Annotated in this window: 15 protein-coding genes and 1 riboswitch; of the genes, 5 read left to right on the top strand and 10 right to left on the bottom strand. The window is 71.7% G+C overall.

Features of this window, described 5'->3' with window-relative positions; genetic code table 11:
• Positions 1 to 204 precede the first annotated feature (204 nt).
• Positions 205 to 331, top strand: a riboswitch (S-adenosyl-L-homocysteine riboswitch).
• A gap of 37 nt (positions 332 to 368) precedes the next feature.
• Positions 369 to 1,826 (top strand): adenosylhomocysteinase, encoded by a 1,458-nt coding sequence (gene ahcY / locus HNR76_RS01535; RefSeq protein WP_162311293.1) that lies wholly within the window; start codon positions 369 to 371, stop codon positions 1,824 to 1,826.
• A gap of 219 nt (positions 1,827 to 2,045) precedes the next feature.
• On the opposite strand, the gene HNR76_RS01530 is transcribed toward ahcY, so the two are convergent.
• A complete protein-coding gene (locus HNR76_RS01530; protein ID WP_246428953.1) occupies positions 2,046 to 2,777 on the bottom strand; it encodes a hypothetical protein in 732 nt (243 codons plus the stop codon).
• Positions 2,778 to 3,127: 350 nt separating this feature from the next.
• Between HNR76_RS01530 and HNR76_RS01525 the strand changes: the two genes are divergently transcribed.
• On the top strand, positions 3,128 to 5,737 hold the full coding sequence (locus HNR76_RS01525) for a glycosyl hydrolase 115 family protein (RefSeq protein ID WP_246428952.1): 2,610 nt from the start codon (positions 3,128 to 3,130) through the stop codon (positions 5,735 to 5,737).
• A gap of 99 nt (positions 5,738 to 5,836) precedes the next feature.
• On the opposite strand, the gene HNR76_RS01520 is transcribed toward HNR76_RS01525, so the two are convergent.
• Both HNR76_RS01520 and HNR76_RS01515 read right to left on the bottom strand, forming a co-directional pair.
• Positions 5,837 to 6,394: a DUF3228 family protein gene (locus HNR76_RS01520; RefSeq protein WP_162311295.1), complete on the bottom strand. Its 558-nt coding sequence runs from the start codon at positions 6,392 to 6,394 to the stop codon at positions 5,837 to 5,839.
• Positions 6,395 to 6,529: 135 nt separating this feature from the next.
• Entirely contained in the window at positions 6,530 to 7,657 is a 1,128-nt protein-coding gene (locus HNR76_RS01515) for a GGDEF domain-containing protein (protein ID WP_162311296.1), read from the bottom strand.
• 147 nt (positions 7,658 to 7,804) lie between these two features.
• Between HNR76_RS01515 and metF the strand changes: the two genes are divergently transcribed.
• Both metF and HNR76_RS01505 read left to right on the top strand, forming a co-directional pair.
• Positions 7,805 to 8,629, top strand: coding sequence for a methylenetetrahydrofolate reductase [NAD(P)H] (gene metF / locus HNR76_RS01510; RefSeq protein ID WP_162311297.1), 825 nt, complete (start codon positions 7,805 to 7,807; stop codon positions 8,627 to 8,629).
• 65 nt (positions 8,630 to 8,694) lie between these two features.
• Complete coding sequence (locus tag HNR76_RS01505) at positions 8,695 to 9,396, top strand: hypothetical protein (RefSeq protein WP_246428951.1); 702 nt, start codon at positions 8,695 to 8,697, stop codon at positions 9,394 to 9,396.
• 24 nt (positions 9,397 to 9,420) lie between these two features.
• Here the strand turns inward: HNR76_RS01505 and HNR76_RS01500 are convergent, their stop codons facing one another.
• Positions 9,421 to 10,548, bottom strand: coding sequence for an HD-GYP domain-containing protein (locus HNR76_RS01500; protein WP_162311298.1), 1,128 nt, complete (start codon positions 10,546 to 10,548; stop codon positions 9,421 to 9,423).
• A 146-nt stretch (positions 10,549 to 10,694) separates the two neighbouring features.
• Here HNR76_RS01500 and HNR76_RS01495 point away from each other — a divergent pair, with 146 nt between their 5' ends.
• Positions 10,695 to 11,606, top strand: a complete 912-nt coding sequence (locus HNR76_RS01495; RefSeq protein ID WP_162311299.1) for a branched-chain amino acid transaminase — start codon at positions 10,695 to 10,697, stop codon at positions 11,604 to 11,606.
• Between the two features lie 24 nt (positions 11,607 to 11,630).
• On the opposite strand, the gene HNR76_RS01490 is transcribed toward HNR76_RS01495, so the two are convergent.
• The 6 genes from HNR76_RS01490 to HNR76_RS01465 all read right to left on the bottom strand — a co-directional run bounded on the left by HNR76_RS01490 (position 11,631) and on the right by HNR76_RS01465 (position 18,416).
• The gene (locus HNR76_RS01490; RefSeq protein WP_162311300.1) at positions 11,631 to 12,998 is read right to left on the bottom strand and encodes a sensor histidine kinase; all 1,368 of its coding nucleotides are present in this window, start codon (positions 12,996 to 12,998) and stop codon (positions 11,631 to 11,633) included.
• On the bottom strand, positions 12,985 to 13,668 hold the full coding sequence (locus HNR76_RS01485; RefSeq protein WP_162311301.1) for a response regulator transcription factor: 684 nt from the start codon (positions 13,666 to 13,668) through the stop codon (positions 12,985 to 12,987). Before HNR76_RS01485 ends, HNR76_RS01490 begins: the two co-directional genes overlap by 14 nt.
• 446 nt (positions 13,669 to 14,114) lie before the next feature.
• Positions 14,115 to 14,993 (bottom strand): 30S ribosomal protein S6--L-glutamate ligase, encoded by an 879-nt coding sequence (rimK, locus tag HNR76_RS01480; RefSeq protein ID WP_162311302.1) that lies wholly within the window; start codon positions 14,991 to 14,993, stop codon positions 14,115 to 14,117.
• Positions 14,994 to 15,140: 147 nt separating this feature from the next.
• Positions 15,141 to 16,748, bottom strand: coding sequence for an FG-GAP repeat domain-containing protein (locus HNR76_RS01475; protein ID WP_162311303.1), 1,608 nt, complete (start codon positions 16,746 to 16,748; stop codon positions 15,141 to 15,143).
• A complete protein-coding gene (locus tag HNR76_RS01470) occupies positions 16,741 to 17,055 on the bottom strand; it encodes a hypothetical protein (RefSeq protein WP_162311304.1) in 315 nt (104 codons plus the stop codon). The genes HNR76_RS01475 and HNR76_RS01470 overlap by 8 nt, the downstream gene beginning before the upstream one ends.
• Positions 17,055 to 18,416: a tryptophan--tRNA ligase gene (locus tag HNR76_RS01465; RefSeq protein ID WP_162311305.1), complete on the bottom strand. Its 1,362-nt coding sequence runs from the start codon at positions 18,414 to 18,416 to the stop codon at positions 17,055 to 17,057. The genes HNR76_RS01470 and HNR76_RS01465 overlap by 1 nt, the downstream gene beginning before the upstream one ends.
• Positions 18,417 to 18,425 lie beyond the last annotated feature (9 nt).

The following is an 18,425-nucleotide window of genomic DNA, read 5'->3' as shown; positions in this document are numbered from 1 at the left end:
CGCGACGCCCGCCGGCGGCACCCCCACGCGCCGCGCTCCCGAAGGCGTTCGCGCCGCGGCGCCGGCGCGCCGCGCGCCGCGCGGCCTCCCGACCGCGCCGGGTTCCGCGGGAGTGCGCGCGTGAAGGCCGGCACGGCTCCGCGCCGGGCTTCCTCGCCCCCGGCCGGCCGCCGGACCGTGCCCGGGCCGATATAATGCGCGACGCCCGCCGAGGGGCGCTGCGACCGTGGACCGGCGGAACCTTCCGCAGGCGCCGGCACTTCGACGTGCCGGGCTTCCACGGCCAGGCTCGGCGCAGGTTACGAACATGCAACAACGGCGCCCGGCCAAAGCGAGACCCCGTCTCGCCCCACACCGGAGCACCCGCAATGAACGCCGTCGCCAAGACCTTCTCCACCGAAGGCGACTACAAGGTCGCCGACATCGCCCTGGCCGACTGGGGCCGCAAGGAAATCGACATCGCCGAGCACGAGATGCCCGGGCTGATGTCGATCCGCCGCAAGTACGCCGCCGCGCAGCCGCTCAAGGGCGTGCGCGTGACCGGCTCGCTGCACATGACCATCCAGACCGCGGTCCTGATCGAGACCCTGAAGGACATCGGCGCGTACGTGCGCTGGGCCTCGTGCAACATCTTCTCCACCCAGGACCACGCCGCCGCGGCGATCGCCGCCACCGGCACACCGGTGTTCGCCTGGAAGGGCGAGACCCTGGAGGAATACTGGGACTGCACCCTGGACGCGCTGACCTTCGCCCTGCCCGACGGCACCCTGACCGGCCCGGAGCTGGTGGTGGACGACGGCGGCGACGTGACCTTGCTGATCCACAAGGGCTACGAGCTGGAGAACGGCAGCGACTGGGTGGATACGCCTTCCGGCAGCCACGAGGAGCAGGTGATCAAGAACCTGCTCAAGCGCGTGGCCGGCGAGCGTCCCGGCTACTGGACCCGCGTGGTCGCCGACTGGAAGGGCGTGTCCGAGGAAACCACCACCGGCGTGCACCGCCTGTACCAGTTGGCCGAGGCCGGCACCCTGCTGGTGCCGGCGATCAACGTCAACGACTCGGTGACCAAGAGCAAGTTCGACAACCTGTACGGCTGCCGCGAGTCGCTGGCCGACGGCCTGAAGCGGGCGATGGACGTGATGCTGGCCGGCAAGGTCGCCGTGGTGTGCGGCTACGGCGACGTCGGCAAGGGCTCGGCGCACTCGCTGCGCGCCTACGGTGCCCGCGTCGTCGTCACCGAGGTCGACCCGATCTGCGCGCTGCAGGCGGCGATGGAGGGCTTCGAGGTCAACACGGTGGAAGACACCCTGGGCACCGCCGACATCTACGTCACCACCACCGGCAACAAGGACATCATCACCCTGGCCCACATGCAGGCGATGAAGGACCAGGCCATCGTCTGCAACATCGGCCACTTCGACAACGAGATCCAGGTCGACGCGCTGTACGCCTCCGGCGCGGTGCGGACCAACATCAAGCCGCAGGTGGACAAGTTCACCTTCGCGACGAGCGATGGAAAAGCCGGCAACTCGATCTTCCTGCTGGCCGAGGGCCGCCTGGTGAACCTGGGCTGCGCCACCGGCCATCCCAGCTTCGTGATGTCCAACAGCTTCTCCAACCAGACCCTGGCCCAGATCGACCTGTGGGCCAACAAGGACGCCTACGGCAAGGAGGTCTACCGCCTGCCGAAGAAGCTGGACGAGGAAGTGGCGCGCCTGCACCTGGAGAAGATCGGGGTGAAGCTGACCCGGCTGACCCAGGCCCAGGCCGACTACCTGGGCATCCCGGTGGACGGCCCGTACAAGCCGGAGCACTACCGCTACTGAGCGGCGTCCATGCCGCATGGATACGGAACGGGCGCCGCAGGGCGCCCGTTCCCGTTGCGGTGAACGCCATCTCGTCAGGCCCCGGCAAGCGCCCTCGGGCGGATACGGGCGCAGGCGCACCCCCAGGCGCGCAACCCTGGTGCATAGACCCTCGCCGGCGTGCGCCGGGACACCCGTGGCGATGCGCCGCGGGAAAGCGTCCGCCGGCGGACCGTTCCTTCAGCCCTGCGCGGCGGCGGACACCGGCGGCGCGGCGCCCGCGGCTGGAACCTGCGCGCCCGTGGCCTCCTCCGGGTCCGGCGCGGTCTTCATCGCGATCGAGCGGATGGCGTCGGTCACGCCGGCCAGCGGCACGCGCTCGGCCAGCCGCCTGAAGGTATCGCGGCTGTCGTAGCCGGAGCCGTCCTTGAGGTACATGTCGTACATGGACAGCAGCTCCCCACTGGCCGCCGCCAGTTCCCGCTGGCTTCCGGCCGCCAGCGCCTTCCCGACCCGGTCGAAGGTGTGCAGGCAGTCCGCCAGCCAGAGCAGGTCGTAGCGGGCCTTGTTCGGCTCCGGACCGTAGTGCCCGCGGGTATAGGCGCTGTAGTTCCTGATCGCCACGGCCACGCGCGCGACGTGCTCGAACAGGGTGCCGACCTCCCCGGAGATGTCGAGGCTGTCGACTACGATCGTCGGCAGCGGCCGCTCCACGGGCGCCCGGTCCCGGGCCTCGACCGATTGCCTGAGGTCGGCGTGCTCGCGCTGCAGCGCCTCGAACCGGGCGGCGATGGCGGCGGCCTTCCCTTCCAGCAGGCGCAGGGCGGCGCGGTAGCGGGCGTTCCGTTCCTGCGCCTGGGCGTGCTCCTGGCGCTCGCGCCGCAGCCGCCCGCCCAGGCTGGCCGCCAGCAGGGTCGCGGTGACGGCCCAGCCCGCCAGGATGGCCATGAGGATGAGTGGGAAGAGGGTCATGCGGGTCGGGGGGAAGTGGGAAGGGAGGCGTCTCCGGCCCGTGGCGCGCGTCGGGGCGACAGCCCGCCACCGAGGGCCGGGGGACACAAGCAGATCGGCCGCCGCGGGAATATCCTGAGCCGGGTGCATGGGAATGCCGCGTCCGGGGGAAGGTCGCCGACTGGAGCCGGCTCCCTGCAAGGCCGCGCATCGGGCGGCGGCGAGCCCGGCAAACCTTGTCCCTTCGGCCTTGCGCCGCAGCGCAGCACGCCCCCCGGGCAGGAATTGGCTATAGTCGAAATGATAGCGCTACCAGTTATGCGGTCGCCTTCCGAAACGCCGCCTCACCCGAAGGGATGGACCTTACAGACATGAAACCCCTACTGACCTGCCTGGCCCTGATCGCCGCCCTGGCCGCGCCCGCGGCGCTGGCCTGCACCACACCCGTTTCGGTCTGCGCGCACGGCGCCAAGGGCAGTTTCGCCCTGATCGAGGACGGACGCCCCGCGGCGCTGCTGGTGGAAGCCTCCGCCGATCCGGCGGTGCGCCACGCGGCGGACGGTTTCGCCGCCGACCTGGAACGGGTCGGCGGCCAAGCGCCGCAGCGCGTGGGCGACACCGGCGCGGCGCGCGGCGCGCTGGTGGTGGTGGGCGTGCTGGGCGACAGCCCGCTGATCGATGCCCTGGTACGCGCCGGCAAGCTCGACGCGGACGGCCTGGCCGGCCAGTGGGAAGCCTACCGCCAGGCCGTGGTCGAGCACCCCTGGCCCGGCGTGGAGCGGGCCCTGGTGGTGGCCGGCGCCGACCGCCGCGGCGCGGTGTTCGGCCTGTACGACCTGTCCGAGAAGATCGGCGTCTCGCCCTGGCACTGGTTTGCCGACGTCCCGGTCCAGCGCAGGTCCGGCGTGTACCTGACGGCCGGCGCACGCCACGACCAGCCGAAGGTGAAGTACCGCGGCTTCTTCATCAACGACGAGGAGCCGGCGTTCGGCACCTGGGCGCGCAAGCGCTTCGGCGGCATCAACTCGGCCATGTACGCGCATGTGTTCGAGCTGCTGCTGCGGCTCAAGGGCAACTACCTGTGGCCGGCGATGTGGACGCCCAAGGCCTTCAACGACGACGACCCGCAGAACATGGTGCTGGCCGACGCGATGGGCGTGGTCATGGGCACCACCCACCACGAGCCGATGATGCGCGCCCACGACGAGTGGCACCGCAACACCGGCGGCGGCGTCACCGGCGGGCGCTGGGACTACGCCAGCAACGGCGAGAACCTGCGCGCCTTCTGGCGCGGCGGCATCGAGCGGATGATGTCGCGCGGCGACGGCCGCCCCTACGAAAGCGTGGTCAGCCTGGGCATGCGCGGCGATGGCGACGAGGCCATGTCCGAGGGCACCGCGACCCGGCTGCTGGAGACCATCGTCGCCGACCAGCGCCGCATCCTCGAGGAGGCCACCGGCCGTCCCGCCACGGAAACCCCGCAGGTGTGGGCGCTGTACAAGGAGGTGCAGGACTACTACGACCACGGCATGACCGTGCCGGACGACGTGATCCTGCTGTTCGCCGACGACAACTGGGGCCAGGTGCGGCGCCTGCCGACCAAGGACTTCGACCGCCCCGGCGGCTTCGGCGTGTACTACCACTTCGACTACGTGGGCGGGCCGCGCAACTACAAGTGGCTCAACACCACCCAGGTCGAGAAGACCTGGCAGCAGATGGACCTCTCCTACCGGCGCGGCGCGCGCGCGATGTGGATCGTCAACGTCGGCGACATCAAGCCGGTGGAATACCCGCTGGACTTCTTCATGAAGCACGCCTGGGACCCGGAGGCGATGGATGCCGATGCGCTGCGGCGCTTCCCGCGGGAGTGGGCGCGCGCCAGCTTCGGCGAGGAACAGGCCGAGGCCATCGCCGACCTGGTGACCCGCTTCAGCCAGTACTCGGCGCGGCGCAAGCCGGAGCTGATCGACGCCGGCAGCTTCCCGCTCGGCGAGGGCATCGGCGAGGAGCTAGACGGCGGCGAGTTCGGCGCGATGGTGGCCGAATGGGACGCGCTGGAAGCACAGGCGCTGCGGGTGAAGGCCGCCCTGCCGGCCGGCCACCACGACGCCTACTTCCAGTTGGTCGAGCACCCCGTCATCGCCATGGCCAACCTGTACCGGCTGTACTACGCGGTGGCCTGGAACCGGCGCCTGGCCGCGGCCGGCGATGCGCGCGCCAACGTCTTCGCCGAGCGGGCGCGGGCCGCGTTCGCCCGCGACGAGGCGATCAGCGCGCAGTACCACGCGCTCAACGGCGGCAAGTGGGACGGGATGATGCTGCAGACCCACATCGGCTACACGAACTGGCAGCAGCCGGAGAAGCAGGTGATGCCGGAAGTGAAGCGCGTGCGCGCCACCGGCGCCGCGCCGCCGGTCCGCTTCCGCCCCGCCGCCTTCCCGGTGGCGCCGGGCGCGACCGCGTTCGAGGCCCCGCACTACGCGCGCAAGGTCGATGCGGCCGGGCTGCGCTGGCACGCCATCGCGCACCTGGGCCGCACCGGGGGCGCGGTCGTCGCCCTGCCCCAGGGCCGGCCGGCCACCACGGTGGAGGACGGCATGCGTCTGGAGTACGACGTGACCACCGCCGGTTCCGGCGACCTGGCCGTGCAGTTGTACCTGGTGCCCACGCTCGACGTCGATGGCGGCGACCGGCTGCGGGTGGGCGTGTCGATCGACGACGGCCCGGTGCAGGTGCTGACCGACAGCCTGGTCCCGGCTCCGACCGATACCACGCTGCAGGCGCAGCGCGACTGGAACGCGGCGGTCGAGGACAACGCACGGATGATCCAGGCCCGCTTCGCCGGCGTGCCGGCCGGCCGCCACGCCGTCAAGATCTGGCGCCTGGACGACAACGTGGTGCTGCAGAAGCTGGTGGTCGCCGAAGGCCCGTTGCCGCCGACCTACCTGGGCCCGGCGCCGCAGGCCGCGGCCGCCCCCTGACCCCGCATGCGCCGCCCTTGGCCGGGCGCCGATGCAGGATACGGAACGGGCGCCGCAAGGCGCCCGTTTGCTTCTCCACGGCCGGGCCGCGCCGCGACTCTAGGGCCGCCAGTTGGCGTTGTTCTCCCAGAAATCGACGGCGCGCCAATAGGCCGCGCGGTCCAGCGGCACGCCCGAGCCACCCTCCTCCACGCCCAGCGCATTGCGCATCATCGTGATCGGCGCCATCGGGATTTCCTCCGGCGTGGCGGTGTACAGGCAGCCGACCACGCCCCAATCCGCATCGATGGGCGTGCCTTCCAGGGCCAGTTGCTCGCGGCTGTAGAGGATGACCACCAGGTAGTCGGCCACCGGCGGCTCGATGCCCTCGAACCAGCGCACCAGCACCGGCAGCTCCTCGCGCGCGCGCGCCTCGTAGGCCGAGCGCAGCCGGTGCCGGTTCGCCGCGGTGATCGGCACCGTCAGGCAGCGGGTGGAGGTCCAGTTGCGGTGCACGTGCAGCTTGCAGAACGGCGCGTAGCCGTCGAGCGCCTTCAGCGGAGGGTGCTCGTTGAGATGGCGCTCGAACTGCTCGGGCGTGCAGTCGCGAAGGGTGTTGCCGCGCGGCTGCCGCGGGAACAGGCGGGTGCGGGCAAACGGGGTCAGGAAGATCGACATGCTCGGGGGCCGGCGAAAAAGACGGAGCCAGTCTAGCGGCAGGCCCGCCTACCGCCACGCAAGCGCGGTCTGGCCGCAAGCGCGGGAGTCCGCCGCGCGACGGACACGACGGCCCCGGGTCCGCGCGTGCGCCGCTCAGACGGCCAGTTCGCTGCGGTTGCGGCCGCCGACCTTGGCCCGGTAGAGGGCCGCGTCGGCATGGCGGTACAGCGCATCGGCATCGCCATGGCGGGCGGCATCGAAGCCGCTGCAGCCAATGCTCACGGTCACCGCCTCGCGCAGGCCGTCGAACGCCAGCTCGGCGCGCGCCAGCTCCTGGCGGAACGCCTCGGCGCGCAGGTGGGCGGCCGCGCCGTCCAGCGCCAGGATCACGCCGAACTCCTCCCCGCCCAGGCGCGCGCACAGCGCGTCGTCGGTGCAGGGGAAGAAGGCCTGCAGCCGTCCGGCGAAGGCCTGCAGGCAGGCGTCGCCGGCCACGTGGCCGAAGCTGTCGTTGATCCGCTTGAAGTGGTCGATGTCCAGGATCAACAGCGACAGCGGCCGGCCGTCCGCGGCCATGTCGCGGGCGCGCTCCAGCGAGGCGGAAAACTCGCGGCGGTTGGGCAGCCCGGTCAGGCCGTCGAGCCGGCTCTGCCGCTCGAACAGGTTGCGCTGGTGGCGCAGCTCCTCCTCCAGCTCGATGCGCGCGCGGTACTCGCGGTGGCTGCGGCGCATCACCAGCAGCATGTAGAGGGTGTAGACCAGCCACATCGCGCCCACGCCCATCGACACGTCGCGCCACAGCACCCCCTGGGTGGGCAGCATCACCAGCAGCACGGTCAGCATCGAGGGCAGGATGCGCATGCACATGGTGTGCGCCAGCGCCATGCCGAACGCGCCGGAGAACAGCAGCGCAATCAGCGGCGCCGGATCGGGCAGCGCGGACTGGGCCCAGGCGCTGAACGCGCCCCAGGCCAGGGTGGTGACCAGCACCACCGCCCAGATCGCCCGCAGGTAGCGCGCGGCCTCGCGTTCGCCCGGCGCGGCCGGCAGCGGCACCAGCACGCGCAGGCAGGCCAGGGCCAGCAGACCGCCCACCACCGGCAGCCCGATCATGCCGTAGGGCGGCACCAGGCCGGTGACCGCGAAGGCCAGCGCGGCGGCCACCGCATAGAACCAGCCGCCCAGGCGCGCGCGCTGCCGCGTCTCGACGGCCTCCTGCACCAGCAAGTCGCGATGGCGCTGCTGGAGCCGGTGGGGATCGGCGTCGGTTCGGTCTGGCATGGCCCCAGCATACGGTGGGGAACGGGCCGGTAGAAGCACCGGGTGCCGGTGCCCGCGGCACGCTGCAAGCGCCCAGCACACATCACTATTCACATCCATCGCGATAAAGAGATATTATCTCGGCCAGACTTCCGAGCCCGCCCCGCGATGACCCCGATCAGCTTCGAGTTCTACCCGCCCAAGAGCGACGAGCAGCGCGCGCAACTGGACCGCGCGGCCAAGCGCCTGGGCGCGCACGCGCCCGAGTACGTCTCCTGCACCTTCGGCGCCGGCGGCTCGACCCTGAGCTACACCTCCGAGACCGTGCGCCACCTGCACCAGCAGCATGGCTTCGATGCCGCCCCGCACCTGTCCTGCGTCGGCGGCACCCGCGAGGAGATCCGCGAACTGCTGCGGCTGTACCGGGCCATCGGCTGCCGCCGCATCGTCGCCCTGCGCGGCGACCTGCCCTCGGGCATGGGCCATCCCGGCGACCTGCGCTACGCCGCCGAACTGGTGGAACTGATCCGCGCCGACCACGGCGACCACTTCCGCATCGAAGTGGGCGCCTACCCGGAGACCCATCCGCAGGCCGACAGCGCCGTGGCCGACCTGCGCCACTTCAAGACCAAGGTCGATGCCGGCGCGGACGCGGCCATCACCCAGTACTTCTACAACGCCGACGCCTACTTCCGCTTCGTGGACGACACGCGCGCGCTGGGCGTGGACGTGCCGATCGTCCCCGGGATCATGCCCATCTCCAACTACGCCCAGTTGCGCCGCTTCTCCGAAGCCTGCGGCGCGGAGATTCCGCGCTGGATGGACAAGCGCCTGCAGGGCTTCGGCGACGACGCCAAGGCGGTACGCGAGTTCGCCGCCGACGCGGTCGCCGCCCTGTGCCGGCGCCTGGTCGCCGGCGGCGCGCCGGCGCTGCACTTCTACACGCTCAACCTGGCCAGGCCCACCGAGGCGGTGCTGCAGCGCCTGGGCTGAAGCTTCCGCCCGCGCCGGCATCCCCGGCTTTCCCCGCGACGTGCGCGAGGCTAGGCTGTTCCACCATGCGCCTTCGCCTGCCCACGCTGCTCGCCGCCGCGGCCGCCATGCTGGCCGTCGCGCAGAACCCCGCGCCGGCGGCCGGCCCGGTGCAGCGCTGCGTGACCGATGAGGGGCGCACCCTCTACACCGACCGCCGCTGCGCCGACCTGGGCGCGGTCGACCGGGTGCCGCCGCCCCGCGGCACGGCGGCCACGGACGGGCGCCTGCAGCGCATCGGCTGCGCGCGCACGCTCGGCGCGCTGGCCGGCGAGGTCGGCGCGGCGGTACGGGCCGGCGACGTGAACAGGCTGGCCGGCGTCTACGACTGGGCCGGCGTCTCCAACGCCTCGGCCAGCCGCATCCTCGACCGGCTCGAAGCGGTGGTGGCGCGGCCGCTGGTCGATGTCGCCCCGGTCATGGCGGCCGATCCGGCGGAAGGCACCGGCATGCCCGTGCCGGGCGACGGGAACTTGCCGGCCGCGCAAGGCGCCCTGCTGGAACCCGCCCCGGCCAGTCCGGCCTGGATGCCGAACTGGCCCCGCCGCACCGACCCGCCACCGGCACCGGTACCGGCCGAGGCCGCAACGGCGGCGATCCGGGCCACCACCACGCGTCCGCGCCCGGTGGGACTGCGGCTGGAACAGACCCTGGCCGGCGGCGCCACGCCGATGCGTACCGTGTTCGGCCTGCGCCGCAATTTCGGCTGCCTGTGGATCGCGCTGTGAAGCGAGGCCCGTACGCGGCCCGGCCTATCGCCAGAGCTTGCGCACGGGCGCCATCGGGAACCGGTACTCGCTGGGCGGGACCGTGGCGACGATGGCATAGAGCGGGTCCTGCGGATCGCGGGCCACCGGCACGGCCCGCGGCATCCCCTCCATGCCCACCACCGAGCGGATCTCCGGCAGGCTGGCGTTGTCGGTGCGGCCGACGACCACGGCCACCTCGCCGCTGGCCAGGCGCACGAAGCTGCCCGGCGGGTACATGCCCACCGCCTTGATGAGAATGGCGGACAGGTCCGGGTCCACCCAGCGGCCGCGCTCCAGGAATATCTCGCGCATCGCCTCGCGCGCGTTGATGGCGCCCCGGTAGGCGCGCGGGCGGATCATGGCCGAGTAGATGTCGGCGATCGCCAGGATGCGCGCCGGCCGGGTGATGTCCGAGTCGTGCAGGCCCCGCGGATAGCCGCTGCCGTCGATCCGCTCGTGGTGGCTCAGTACCAGCTCCAGCCAGCCCGCGTCCTCGATCCCCGCCCGCCGCAGCAGTTCCACGCTCAGTTGCGGGTGGCCGTGGAGCTGGGCCTGCTGTTCCCGGCTCAGCCCGAACGCCTGCAGGGCCAGTTGCCCGTACAGCGCATGCATGCCCAGGTCGTAGCTCAGGGCGGCCACGCGGACCAGGCGGCGCGCGGCCTGCTCCAGTTCCAGGCGCGCGGACATCAGCTCGGACAGCACGCACACGTGCAGCATCCGCGTGGCCGGGGTGTCGTCCCCGCAACCGATCTGGAAGGCCGCCAGCATGGCGTCCTGGTCGGCGTCGAAACAGGCGACCACGCGGTCGGACAGGGCATGGAAGGCGGCGGCGGCGCCCGAGGCACGGCCGCCGACCAGGGAATCGTGCAGCGCTCCGAGCTCTCCGGAGAACGCCTCCACCTTGTCGAACACCGTGGGCGGCGGCGGGACCTCGCGCTCGGCGTTCCTCGAACCCGACGCCCCCTCGTCGCTCGAATCGCGCCGCCCACGCTCCAGCAACCGCTCCCACACCGCCTCGCTGGCGATCAGCACGCCCTTCGACAACAGCTTGTTGCCGTGCGGGTCGTAGATATCGAAAGGGGCCTCGCGACCCAGTTGGATATCGGATCTGTGCAGCGGTACCAGGTCCATATCGCCCCCAAGGGATGGTCTCCCTCAAGTCCACTATCGGTCCGGCGGCGCAGGACTTGAGCGCACCGGCCCGGCGATGGCGGCGGCGGGCGGCAGGCCAGCCGCGCTTGCGGCAGAATAGCCCCTTCCCCTCACGGAGCAGGTCGATGCAGTTCCCCGAGAAGATCTGGCACAACGGCACGATCAAGCCGTGGGCCGAGGCCACCACCCACGTGATGGCGCACGCGATCCATTACGGCTCGTCGGTGTTCGAGGGCATCCGCGCCTACGACACGCCCCGGGGCACGGCGATCTTCCGGATGACCGAGCACAACAAGCGCCTGTTCAACTCGGCCAAGATCTACGACATCGTCATCCCGTACGCGCTGGAGGAGATCAACGCCGCCTGCCGCGACATCGTCAAGGCCAACGGGCTGCGCAGCGCCTACCTGCGCCCGGTCGCCTTCCGCGGCGTGGGCAGCGTGGGCATCGCCGCGGAGACCCCGATCGACGTGGCGGTGGCCGCGCTGGATTTCGGCCGCTACCTCGGCGCCGAGGCGCTGGAACAGGGCATCGACGCCTGCGTGTCGAGCTGGCAGCGCTTCGCGCCCAACACCGTGCCGGCCGGGGCCAAGGCCGGCGGCAACTACCTCTCCGGCCAGCTCATCACCCGCGAGGCGCGACGCCATGGCTACGGCGAGGGCATCGCCCTGGCCTCTTCCGGCCTGCTCAGCGAGGGCGCCGGCGAGAACCTGTTCCTGGTGTTCGACGGCGTGCTGCACACCACCCCCGCCAGCGCCTCCATCCTCACCGGCATCACCCGCGATTCCATCATCAAGCTGGCGCGCGACGCCGGCATCGAGGTGGTCGAGCGCGACATCCCACGCGAATACCTGTACCTGTGCGACGAGTTGTTCATGTGCGGCACCGCCGCCGAGATCACCCCGCTGCGCTCGGTCGACGGCAAGCCGGTCGGCGACGGCAAGCCGGGCGAAGTGACGCGGCGGCTGCAGAAGCTGTTCTTCGGCCTGTTCGACGGCGGCACGGCGGATACGCGCGGCTGGCTGGAATACGTCTGATCCGAGGGCCGGCGGCCGGCGCGCTCAACCCGCGGCGTCGCCCGTTTCCGGCTCCGCCGAGGGACCGAACGCCAGCGCGGCCACCACGCCGTGCTCGCCATCGGTGCGCGGACGCACGCTGACCTCCCAGCCGTAGAGGTCGCACAACCGGCTGACGATGGACAGGCCGATGCCGGCGCCCTGCGAATGGCCGGCATGGGTGCCGCGGTAGCCGCGCCGGAACAGGCCGGCGGCATCCTCTTCGCTCAGGCCCGGTCCGCTGTCGACCACCTCCACCGCATCGGACAGCAGCCGTACCACCACCTCGCCCTGCGGCGTGTACTTGACCGCGTTGCCGACCAGGTTGCCCAGCGCGACCGACAGCGCCGCCTCAGGCGCCACCACCACCACGCCCGGCTCGCCCTCCAGGCGCAGCTCCAGCGGCTTGCCGCCGAGCTGGGCACGGTGGGAATCCAGCAACTGCTCGGCCACCTTGGCCACGTCGCTGCGGCCCTGGCCGCGCTCGTTGCGCGAAAGCAGCAGCAGCGAACCGATCAGGTCGCTGCACTGCTGCTCGGCGCGCTGGATGCGCTGCAGCCGCGCGCGGGTGCGCTCGTCCAGTTCCGGGCGCGAGAGCAGCAGCTCCACTGCGCCCTTGATCACCGCCAGCGGCGTGCGCAGCTCGTGGCTGACGTCGGCGTTGAACTCGCGGTCGCGCTGCACCACCTCGGTCAGGCGGATGGAATAGTCGTCCAGCGCCTCGGCGAGCTGACCCACCTCGTCCTCGGGGAAGTGCGTGGCCAGCCGCTTGGGCTGGCTGCTGCCGCGATAGGCGCGCAGCCGCGCGGCCAGGTCGGTCACCGGGCGCATGACCCGCGAGGCCGACCACCAGCCGATCAGCAGCGACAGCGCGCTGAACAGCAGGATCGAGGCGATCAGCGCGCGCTTGAGCTGGGCCTCGCCGCGGGTGGCCTGGCTCATGTCGTAGGCCAGGAAGAACCAGGTGTCGGGCGTCTTGCGCACCGCCAGCCGGTACGGGAACGACTCGCCGTCCGGGCCGATGTTGGTGATGGTGTGGTTGCCGTTCGGCAGCCGCGCCCACTCCGGGTATTCCTGCCGCACCCGGTCGAAGCGGTCGGCCGGGTACACCCAGGCCCGCATCTGCTGCACCGGCAGTTCCGGGTTGCGCGAGGGGTCCAGGTAGTAGAGCCGTGCGAACTCGTCGATGTTCTTGTTCATCACGTCCTCGACCAACTGGCTCTCCACGCGCTGGCGCGAGTAGTCGGTGAGGAACGCGAACAGGGCCGTCAGGCCCGTGCCCAGCAGCAGGAACGAGAGGATGATGCGGGTACGCAGCCGCCGGCGGAAACGCCGCGACCGGGGCGGCGGGGCGGCCCCGTCAGTTGCCGCCATCGGGGGCGGCGATGCGATAGCCGATGCCATGCCGGGTCTGGATGTAGGGAACCGGGAACGGCTTGTCGATCACCGCGCGCAGGCCGTGGATGTGGACGCGCAGCGAGTCGGAATCGGGCAGTTCCTCGCCCCACACCCGGGTCTCCAGTTCCTGCCGGGTGACCACCGCCGGCGAGGCTTCCATCAGCGCCTGCAGGATCTTCAGCGCGGTCGGGTTGAGCTGCAGCAGCTTGCCCTCGCGGCGCACTTCCAGCGTGTCCAGGTTGTACTCCACGTCGCCGGTGTTGAGTACCCGGGTCTGCACGCCCTTGCCGCGCCTGGCCAGCGCGTTCAGGCGCACCTCGACCTCCTGCAGCGCGAACGGCTTGATCAGGTAGTCGTCGGCGCCCGAATCGAAGCCGGCCAGCTTGTTCTCCAGGCTGTCGCGTGCGGTGAGCATGAGCACCGGGGTCTGCTTGCGCGCCTCGTTGCGCAGCTTGCGGCAGACCTCCACGCCGTCCATGCCCGGCAGGTTCAGGTCCAGCACGATGGCGTCGAAGTCGTGGACCACGGCCAGATGCAGGCCGGTCACGCCGTCGGCGGCGAAGTCCACGGTATGCCCGCGGTCCTCCAGGTAGTCGCCGAGGTTGGCCGCGATGTCGCTGTTGTCTTCGATGACGAGGATGCGCACGTTCTGCTCCGGCCTTCAGCGGCCTTTCGTGAAGGGGTGTGGCGCGGCGGCCGGTGCGCCGCCGCGTGGGCATCGCGCCCGGTTCCGCTCGCGCGACCGGACCGCCCGCGCATCCGCATCCCTGTCTCGGTTGCGTGCGCGGACCGGCACGGCCACGCGGCCGGCATCCACGCCGAATGATGCCGGTGTCCGCATGGCAGGGCAAACCGCGCCCGCCGCCGCGTCCAGCGGCCGGCCGGGCACAAAAAGGCCCAAGCGGTGGCACCGCCTGGGCCAAAGGATTGCCCCGATTACCGTATCTCTTGGTACATCCGGCGGCGCGGGCGTCGCCGGCTGACGATGGAGCTGCGGTCTGCGGGAGACTAAGCCGATTTCGATTAAAGGCGTGTTAAAAACCGGTGCCCGGGTCGGGGGAGGCGCCCCGCATTCATGTCCATCCCGTTGATTCAACAAGAGATATTCCCGGCCACGTATTCGATTACCGCCCCCGCCACGTCCACTCGGCAGGCCAATTCGATGCCCTCCAGGCCCGGCGTGGAGTTCACTTCCAGCACCAGCGGGCCGCGCGAGGACTGCACCAGGTCCACGCCGGCCACCCCCAGCCCCAGCGCCCGCGCCGAGCCGACCGCCACCGCCTGCTCCTGGGCATCGGCCTGCGCCGGGCTGGCCTGGCCGCCGCGGTGGAGGTTGGAGCGGAACTCGCCGTCCGGCGCCTGGCGACGCATCGCCGCCACCACCCGGTCGCCGACCACGAAGCAGCGCAGGTCGGCGCCGCCGGCCTCGGCCACGAACTCCTGGACCAGGAAGTTGGCGTACAGGCCCCGCAGCGCCTCCACCGCCGCGCGCGAGGCGGCGGGCTTCTCGGTCAGCATCACCCCCGCGCCCTGGGTGCCCTCGTTGAGCTTGATCACGTGCGGCGGCGGGCCCAGCAGCGACAGCAGGTCGTCGGTGTCGTCCGGGTTGTCGCCGAACACCGTGGTCGGCAGGCCGATGCCCTGCGCGGCCAGCAACTGGTGCGCGCGCAGCTTGTCGCGGGCGCGCAGGATGGCGTCGGACGGGTTGGGGCTGTAGACGCCCATCAGCTCGAACTGGCGCAGCACCGCGGTGGCGTAGCGGGTGACCGAGGTGCCGATGCGCGGGATCACCGCGTCGTAGCCGGCCACCGGCTTGCCCTTGTAGCGCATGGCGAAGCCGCCCGGCGCGATGCGCAGGTAGCAGCGCAGCGGGTCGAGCACGCGCACCGTGTGGCCGCGCACGCGCGCGGCCTCGACCAGGCGCCGGGTCGAGTACAGCGAACCGTTGCGGGAAAGGATCGCCAGCTTCATCGGCGCTTGGGCATGCCCTGGCGGGAGCCCGGAGACGCCCGGGCGGGAAAGGAGGTGCGAATCTTATCCGACCGTGTGCGTCTGGCGTTGCGGCGCCTTCACCCGGACATTCCTCGCGCCGGCGAAAGCGGGATATGCCGCACGCGCTCAGCGGGTACCGGCGCCCCCGCTGGCGGGCAGGTTCTCGAACAGCAGCAGCCGCGGGCTGTCCTGGCCGCCGTCCTCCGGCATCTTGGGGCGGGTGTCCGGGTTGAACGGGAAGCCCATCCGCTCCAGCAGCAGGTCCATGCGGAACGCGGCGGCGACGATGTCGGTGCGGCCGTCGCCGTTGACGTCGGCCAGGCGCAGCGAGACCAGCCCGGCCGGACGGCTGGCGATGGGGTGGGCGGTGAAACCCTGCCGGCCGTCGTTCTCGTACCACACCAGGGTGTGCCGGCCCGGGTCGTTCCAGTAGTTGACCCAACTGCTCACCACGATGTCCAGGTCGCCATCGCCGTCCAGGTCGCCGACGGCCGCGGTGGCCGCGCCGTAGAGGCGGCCGATGTCGTGGAAGCGGAACTCCATGCCGCCCAGGTTCTCCAGCCACTGCACGCCGTGGTAGGGCTTGGGCTCGGTCTGCAGGTCGAACGCGTCGCCGTTGGTGAACACCAGGTCGATGTCGCCGTCCTGGTCCAGGTCCACCGGCAGCATGAAGGTGGAGCCGAACATCGGGTGCGGCGCGCGCGCGATCACCTCCTGCTCGAAGCGGCCGCCGCCCAGGTTGCGGAAGGCCAGCACCATCTCGTGCTCCTGGGCCACCAGGCTGACCAGGTCCAGCCGGCCGTCGCCGTCCAGGTCCACCGGCTCCACGCCGAGGGCGCCGGCCAGCGACACCAGCGTGTGCGGGTGGTAGGAGCCGTCGCGGTTCTCCAGCCACAGGATCTCGCCTTGGTTCTGCCCGCCGAACACGGCCACGGCCACGTCCAGGTCGCCGTCGCCGTCCAGGTCCACGGCACGGACGTCGGTGACCCGGCCCAGGCCCTCGACGAGGGTGTGGCGAACGAATTCCCCGGACGCCTGCCCGCGCAGCACGACCACCTTGCCGACCTTCTTGCCCGAGGGCGGCAGCTCGCCCAGTTCGGCCACCAGGATGTCCTGGATGCCGTCGCCATCCAGGTCGACCACCTGGGTGTGCACCGGCACGGCCATGTCCGCCAGCGCCCGCTCCTTCCAGCGGCCGTCCTCGTGCCACACCCGCATCACCTGGCGCTGGCCGGCGTCGGCCACCAGGAAGTCGGTCGGCGCGCCGGTCAGGCCGGGGGCGATGTTGGTCACCAGCGGCGCATCCGAGCCGGCGCCGATGGTCGAGACGCGGAACGCCACGGGCGAGGCGGCCGGCGGGAGGTAGGGCAGGCGCGGCAGCTCGGCCGGGCTGCTGCCGTAGTAGTACGCCTTGATGTGGGGCAGCGCGTCGACCGGGATGAATTCGTGGCCCATGATCTCGCGCGACATCTCGGCCATGGTCTGCACCGCGGCCGGCCAGCTTCGCTTGGGCAGCACATCGGGGGGCGGCACCCGGTGGCAGGCGCCGCAGTACTGGTCCACCAGGGCGACCACTTCCTCCAGGCTCTTGGGAGCCGGGGGCGAAGCGTCCTGCGCCCGCCCGGGGGTGGCCGCCAGCAGCCCGAGCCACGCCAGGCCCAGGAACGCCGGAAGCGAAAGGCCGGCACAGGCGCGCGCGAACCTGCGCCCGGCCGGCAACGGACGCTCATCCATGGCCGCTCCAGCGCCCGGCCAGCAGGCGCATGCGCCATGGCACGGCCAGCGCCAGCACCGCGAGGAACGCGCCGTAGGCGTACAGCACCGCCAGCACCTGGCGCCAGATTGGGCCGGCGCCCGCATGGGCCACGCCCTCGGCGTAGCCCCAGTGCATCCCGGCCACGCTCAGGACCAGCGCCAGCGCCAGCACCGCCGCGTCGAACAGGCGCCGCGCGCGCGGCCGGGGCCGGCGCGGGTAGCACCAGTACAGCGTGCCGATCAGCCCGAACCAGGGCAGGAACAGCAACAGCGACAACCAGGCCATCAGGCTTGGCCTTCGGCCATCAGGCGCAGTGCATCGATGATCGCGGCCACCCCGGCCGCATCCTCGCCCAGCACGCCGACCCGCTCGCCCGCCAGGCCCACCGCGCGCTGTTCCATCTCATGCAGCGCGTCGGCACCCTCGCGCTTGAGCCGGGCGATCAACTGCCCGGCCTCGCGCGGGGAGTCGAAGCCGGCGCCCTGCAGCAGCACCCGCCCCTCGGCGTCGACCAGCTTGAAGTGGAAACGCCCGTCGGCCTCGCGGTACTGCTTGATCTGCGGCAGCTTCGCGGCGACGGCCGGACGCGCCCCGGCGGTGGCGCCCGGCGCGGCGAACGCACCCAGGCCGGCCGCGCGCTGCAGCCCGTCCAGCAGCGGCACGGTGACCTCGCGCGCCTTGCGCGCGCCTTCCAGCAGGATCTCCTCCAGCCGCGCTGGGCGTGCGACCAGTTGCGCGTACTGCTCGCGCATCGGCGCCACGGCTTCGTCGACCCGCGCGAACAGGCGCTGCTTGGCGTCGCCCCAGCCGATGCCCTCGGCGAAGGCGTGGCGCATCTCCTGCGCCTGGTGCGCGGTGGCGAACGCCTGGTAGAGCTGGAACACGGCCGAGCCTTCGGTGTCCTTCGCCTCGCCCGGCGCGCGCGAGTCGGTGACGATGGACATCACCAGCTTCTTCAGCTCCGCCGGAGCCGCGAACAGCGGGATGGTGTTGTCGTAGCTCTTGGACATCTTGCGCCCGTCCAGGCCCGGCAGCGTGGCCACGCTCTCGTCGATCTGCGCCTCCGGCAGCGCCAGCGGCTCGCCAGCCTGCCCGGTGGCCGCGCGCCAGGCGTCGCCGTAGAGGTGGTTGAAGCGCTGGCCGATGTCGCGCGCCATCTCGATGTGCTGGATCTGGTCGCGGCCCACCGGCACCTTGTGCGCGCCGAAGGCCAGGATGTCGGCGGCCATCAGCACCGGGTACATGTACAGGCCCGCGGTCACGCCGAAGTCCGGGTCCTCGCCGGCCTCGCGGTTCCTGTCCACCGCCGCCTTGTAGGCATGGGCGCGGTTGAGCAGGCCCTTGGCGGCCACGCAGGTCAGCAGCCAGGTCAACTGCGGGATCTCGACGATGTCGGACTGGCGGTAGAAGGTCACCTTCTCCGGGTCCAGGCCGCAGGCCAGCCAGGTGGCGGCGATCTCCAGGCGCGAGCGCGCCACGCGCCGCGGATCGTCGGCCTTGATGAGGGCGTGGTAGTCGGCCAGGAAGAAGAAGCTTTCCACGCCCGGCGCGCGGCTGGCGGCGATGGCCGGGCGGATGGCGCCGGCGTAGTTGCCCAGGTGCGGGGTCCCGGTGGTGGTGATGCCGGTGAGGACGCGGACGGTCATGGCGAATAC

The organism is Pseudoxanthomonas broegbernensis (assembly GCF_014202435.1).
GTDB lineage: Bacteria > Pseudomonadota > Gammaproteobacteria > Xanthomonadales > Xanthomonadaceae > Pseudoxanthomonas > Pseudoxanthomonas broegbernensis.
Note: the sequence above shows the minus strand (reverse complement) of the source record. Positions and strands in the feature narration are given on the sequence as shown.

Coding starts and splice junctions, on each gene's coding strand:
- HNR76_RS01465 (WP_162311305.1), bottom strand. CDS start 18,416: ATGACCGTCCGCGTCCTCACCGGCATCACCACCACCGGGACCCCGCAC.
- metF (WP_162311297.1), top strand. CDS start 7,805: ATGACCCCGATCAGCTTCGAGTTCTACCCGCCCAAGAGCGACGAGCAG.
- HNR76_RS01490 (WP_162311300.1), bottom strand. CDS start 12,998: ATGGCGGCAACTGACGGGGCCGCCCCGCCGCCCCGGTCGCGGCGTTTC.
- HNR76_RS01520 (WP_162311295.1), bottom strand. CDS start 6,394: ATGTCGATCTTCCTGACCCCGTTTGCCCGCACCCGCCTGTTCCCGCGG.
- ahcY (WP_162311293.1), top strand. CDS start 369: ATGAACGCCGTCGCCAAGACCTTCTCCACCGAAGGCGACTACAAGGTC.
- HNR76_RS01515 (WP_162311296.1), bottom strand. CDS start 7,657: ATGCCAGACCGAACCGACGCCGATCCCCACCGGCTCCAGCAGCGCCAT.
- HNR76_RS01470 (WP_162311304.1), bottom strand. CDS start 17,055: ATGGCCTGGTTGTCGCTGTTGCTGTTCCTGCCCTGGTTCGGGCTGATC.
- HNR76_RS01530 (WP_246428953.1), bottom strand. CDS start 2,777: ATGACCCTCTTCCCACTCATCCTCATGGCCATCCTGGCGGGCTGGGCC.
- rimK (WP_162311302.1), bottom strand. CDS start 14,993: ATGAAGCTGGCGATCCTTTCCCGCAACGGTTCGCTGTACTCGACCCGG.
- HNR76_RS01495 (WP_162311299.1), top strand. CDS start 10,695: ATGCAGTTCCCCGAGAAGATCTGGCACAACGGCACGATCAAGCCGTGG.
- HNR76_RS01525 (WP_246428952.1), top strand. CDS start 3,128: ATGAAACCCCTACTGACCTGCCTGGCCCTGATCGCCGCCCTGGCCGCG.
- HNR76_RS01500 (WP_162311298.1), bottom strand. CDS start 10,548: ATGGACCTGGTACCGCTGCACAGATCCGATATCCAACTGGGTCGCGAG.
- HNR76_RS01505 (WP_246428951.1), top strand. CDS start 8,695: ATGCGCCTTCGCCTGCCCACGCTGCTCGCCGCCGCGGCCGCCATGCTG.
- HNR76_RS01475 (WP_162311303.1), bottom strand. CDS start 16,748: ATGGATGAGCGTCCGTTGCCGGCCGGGCGCAGGTTCGCGCGCGCCTGT.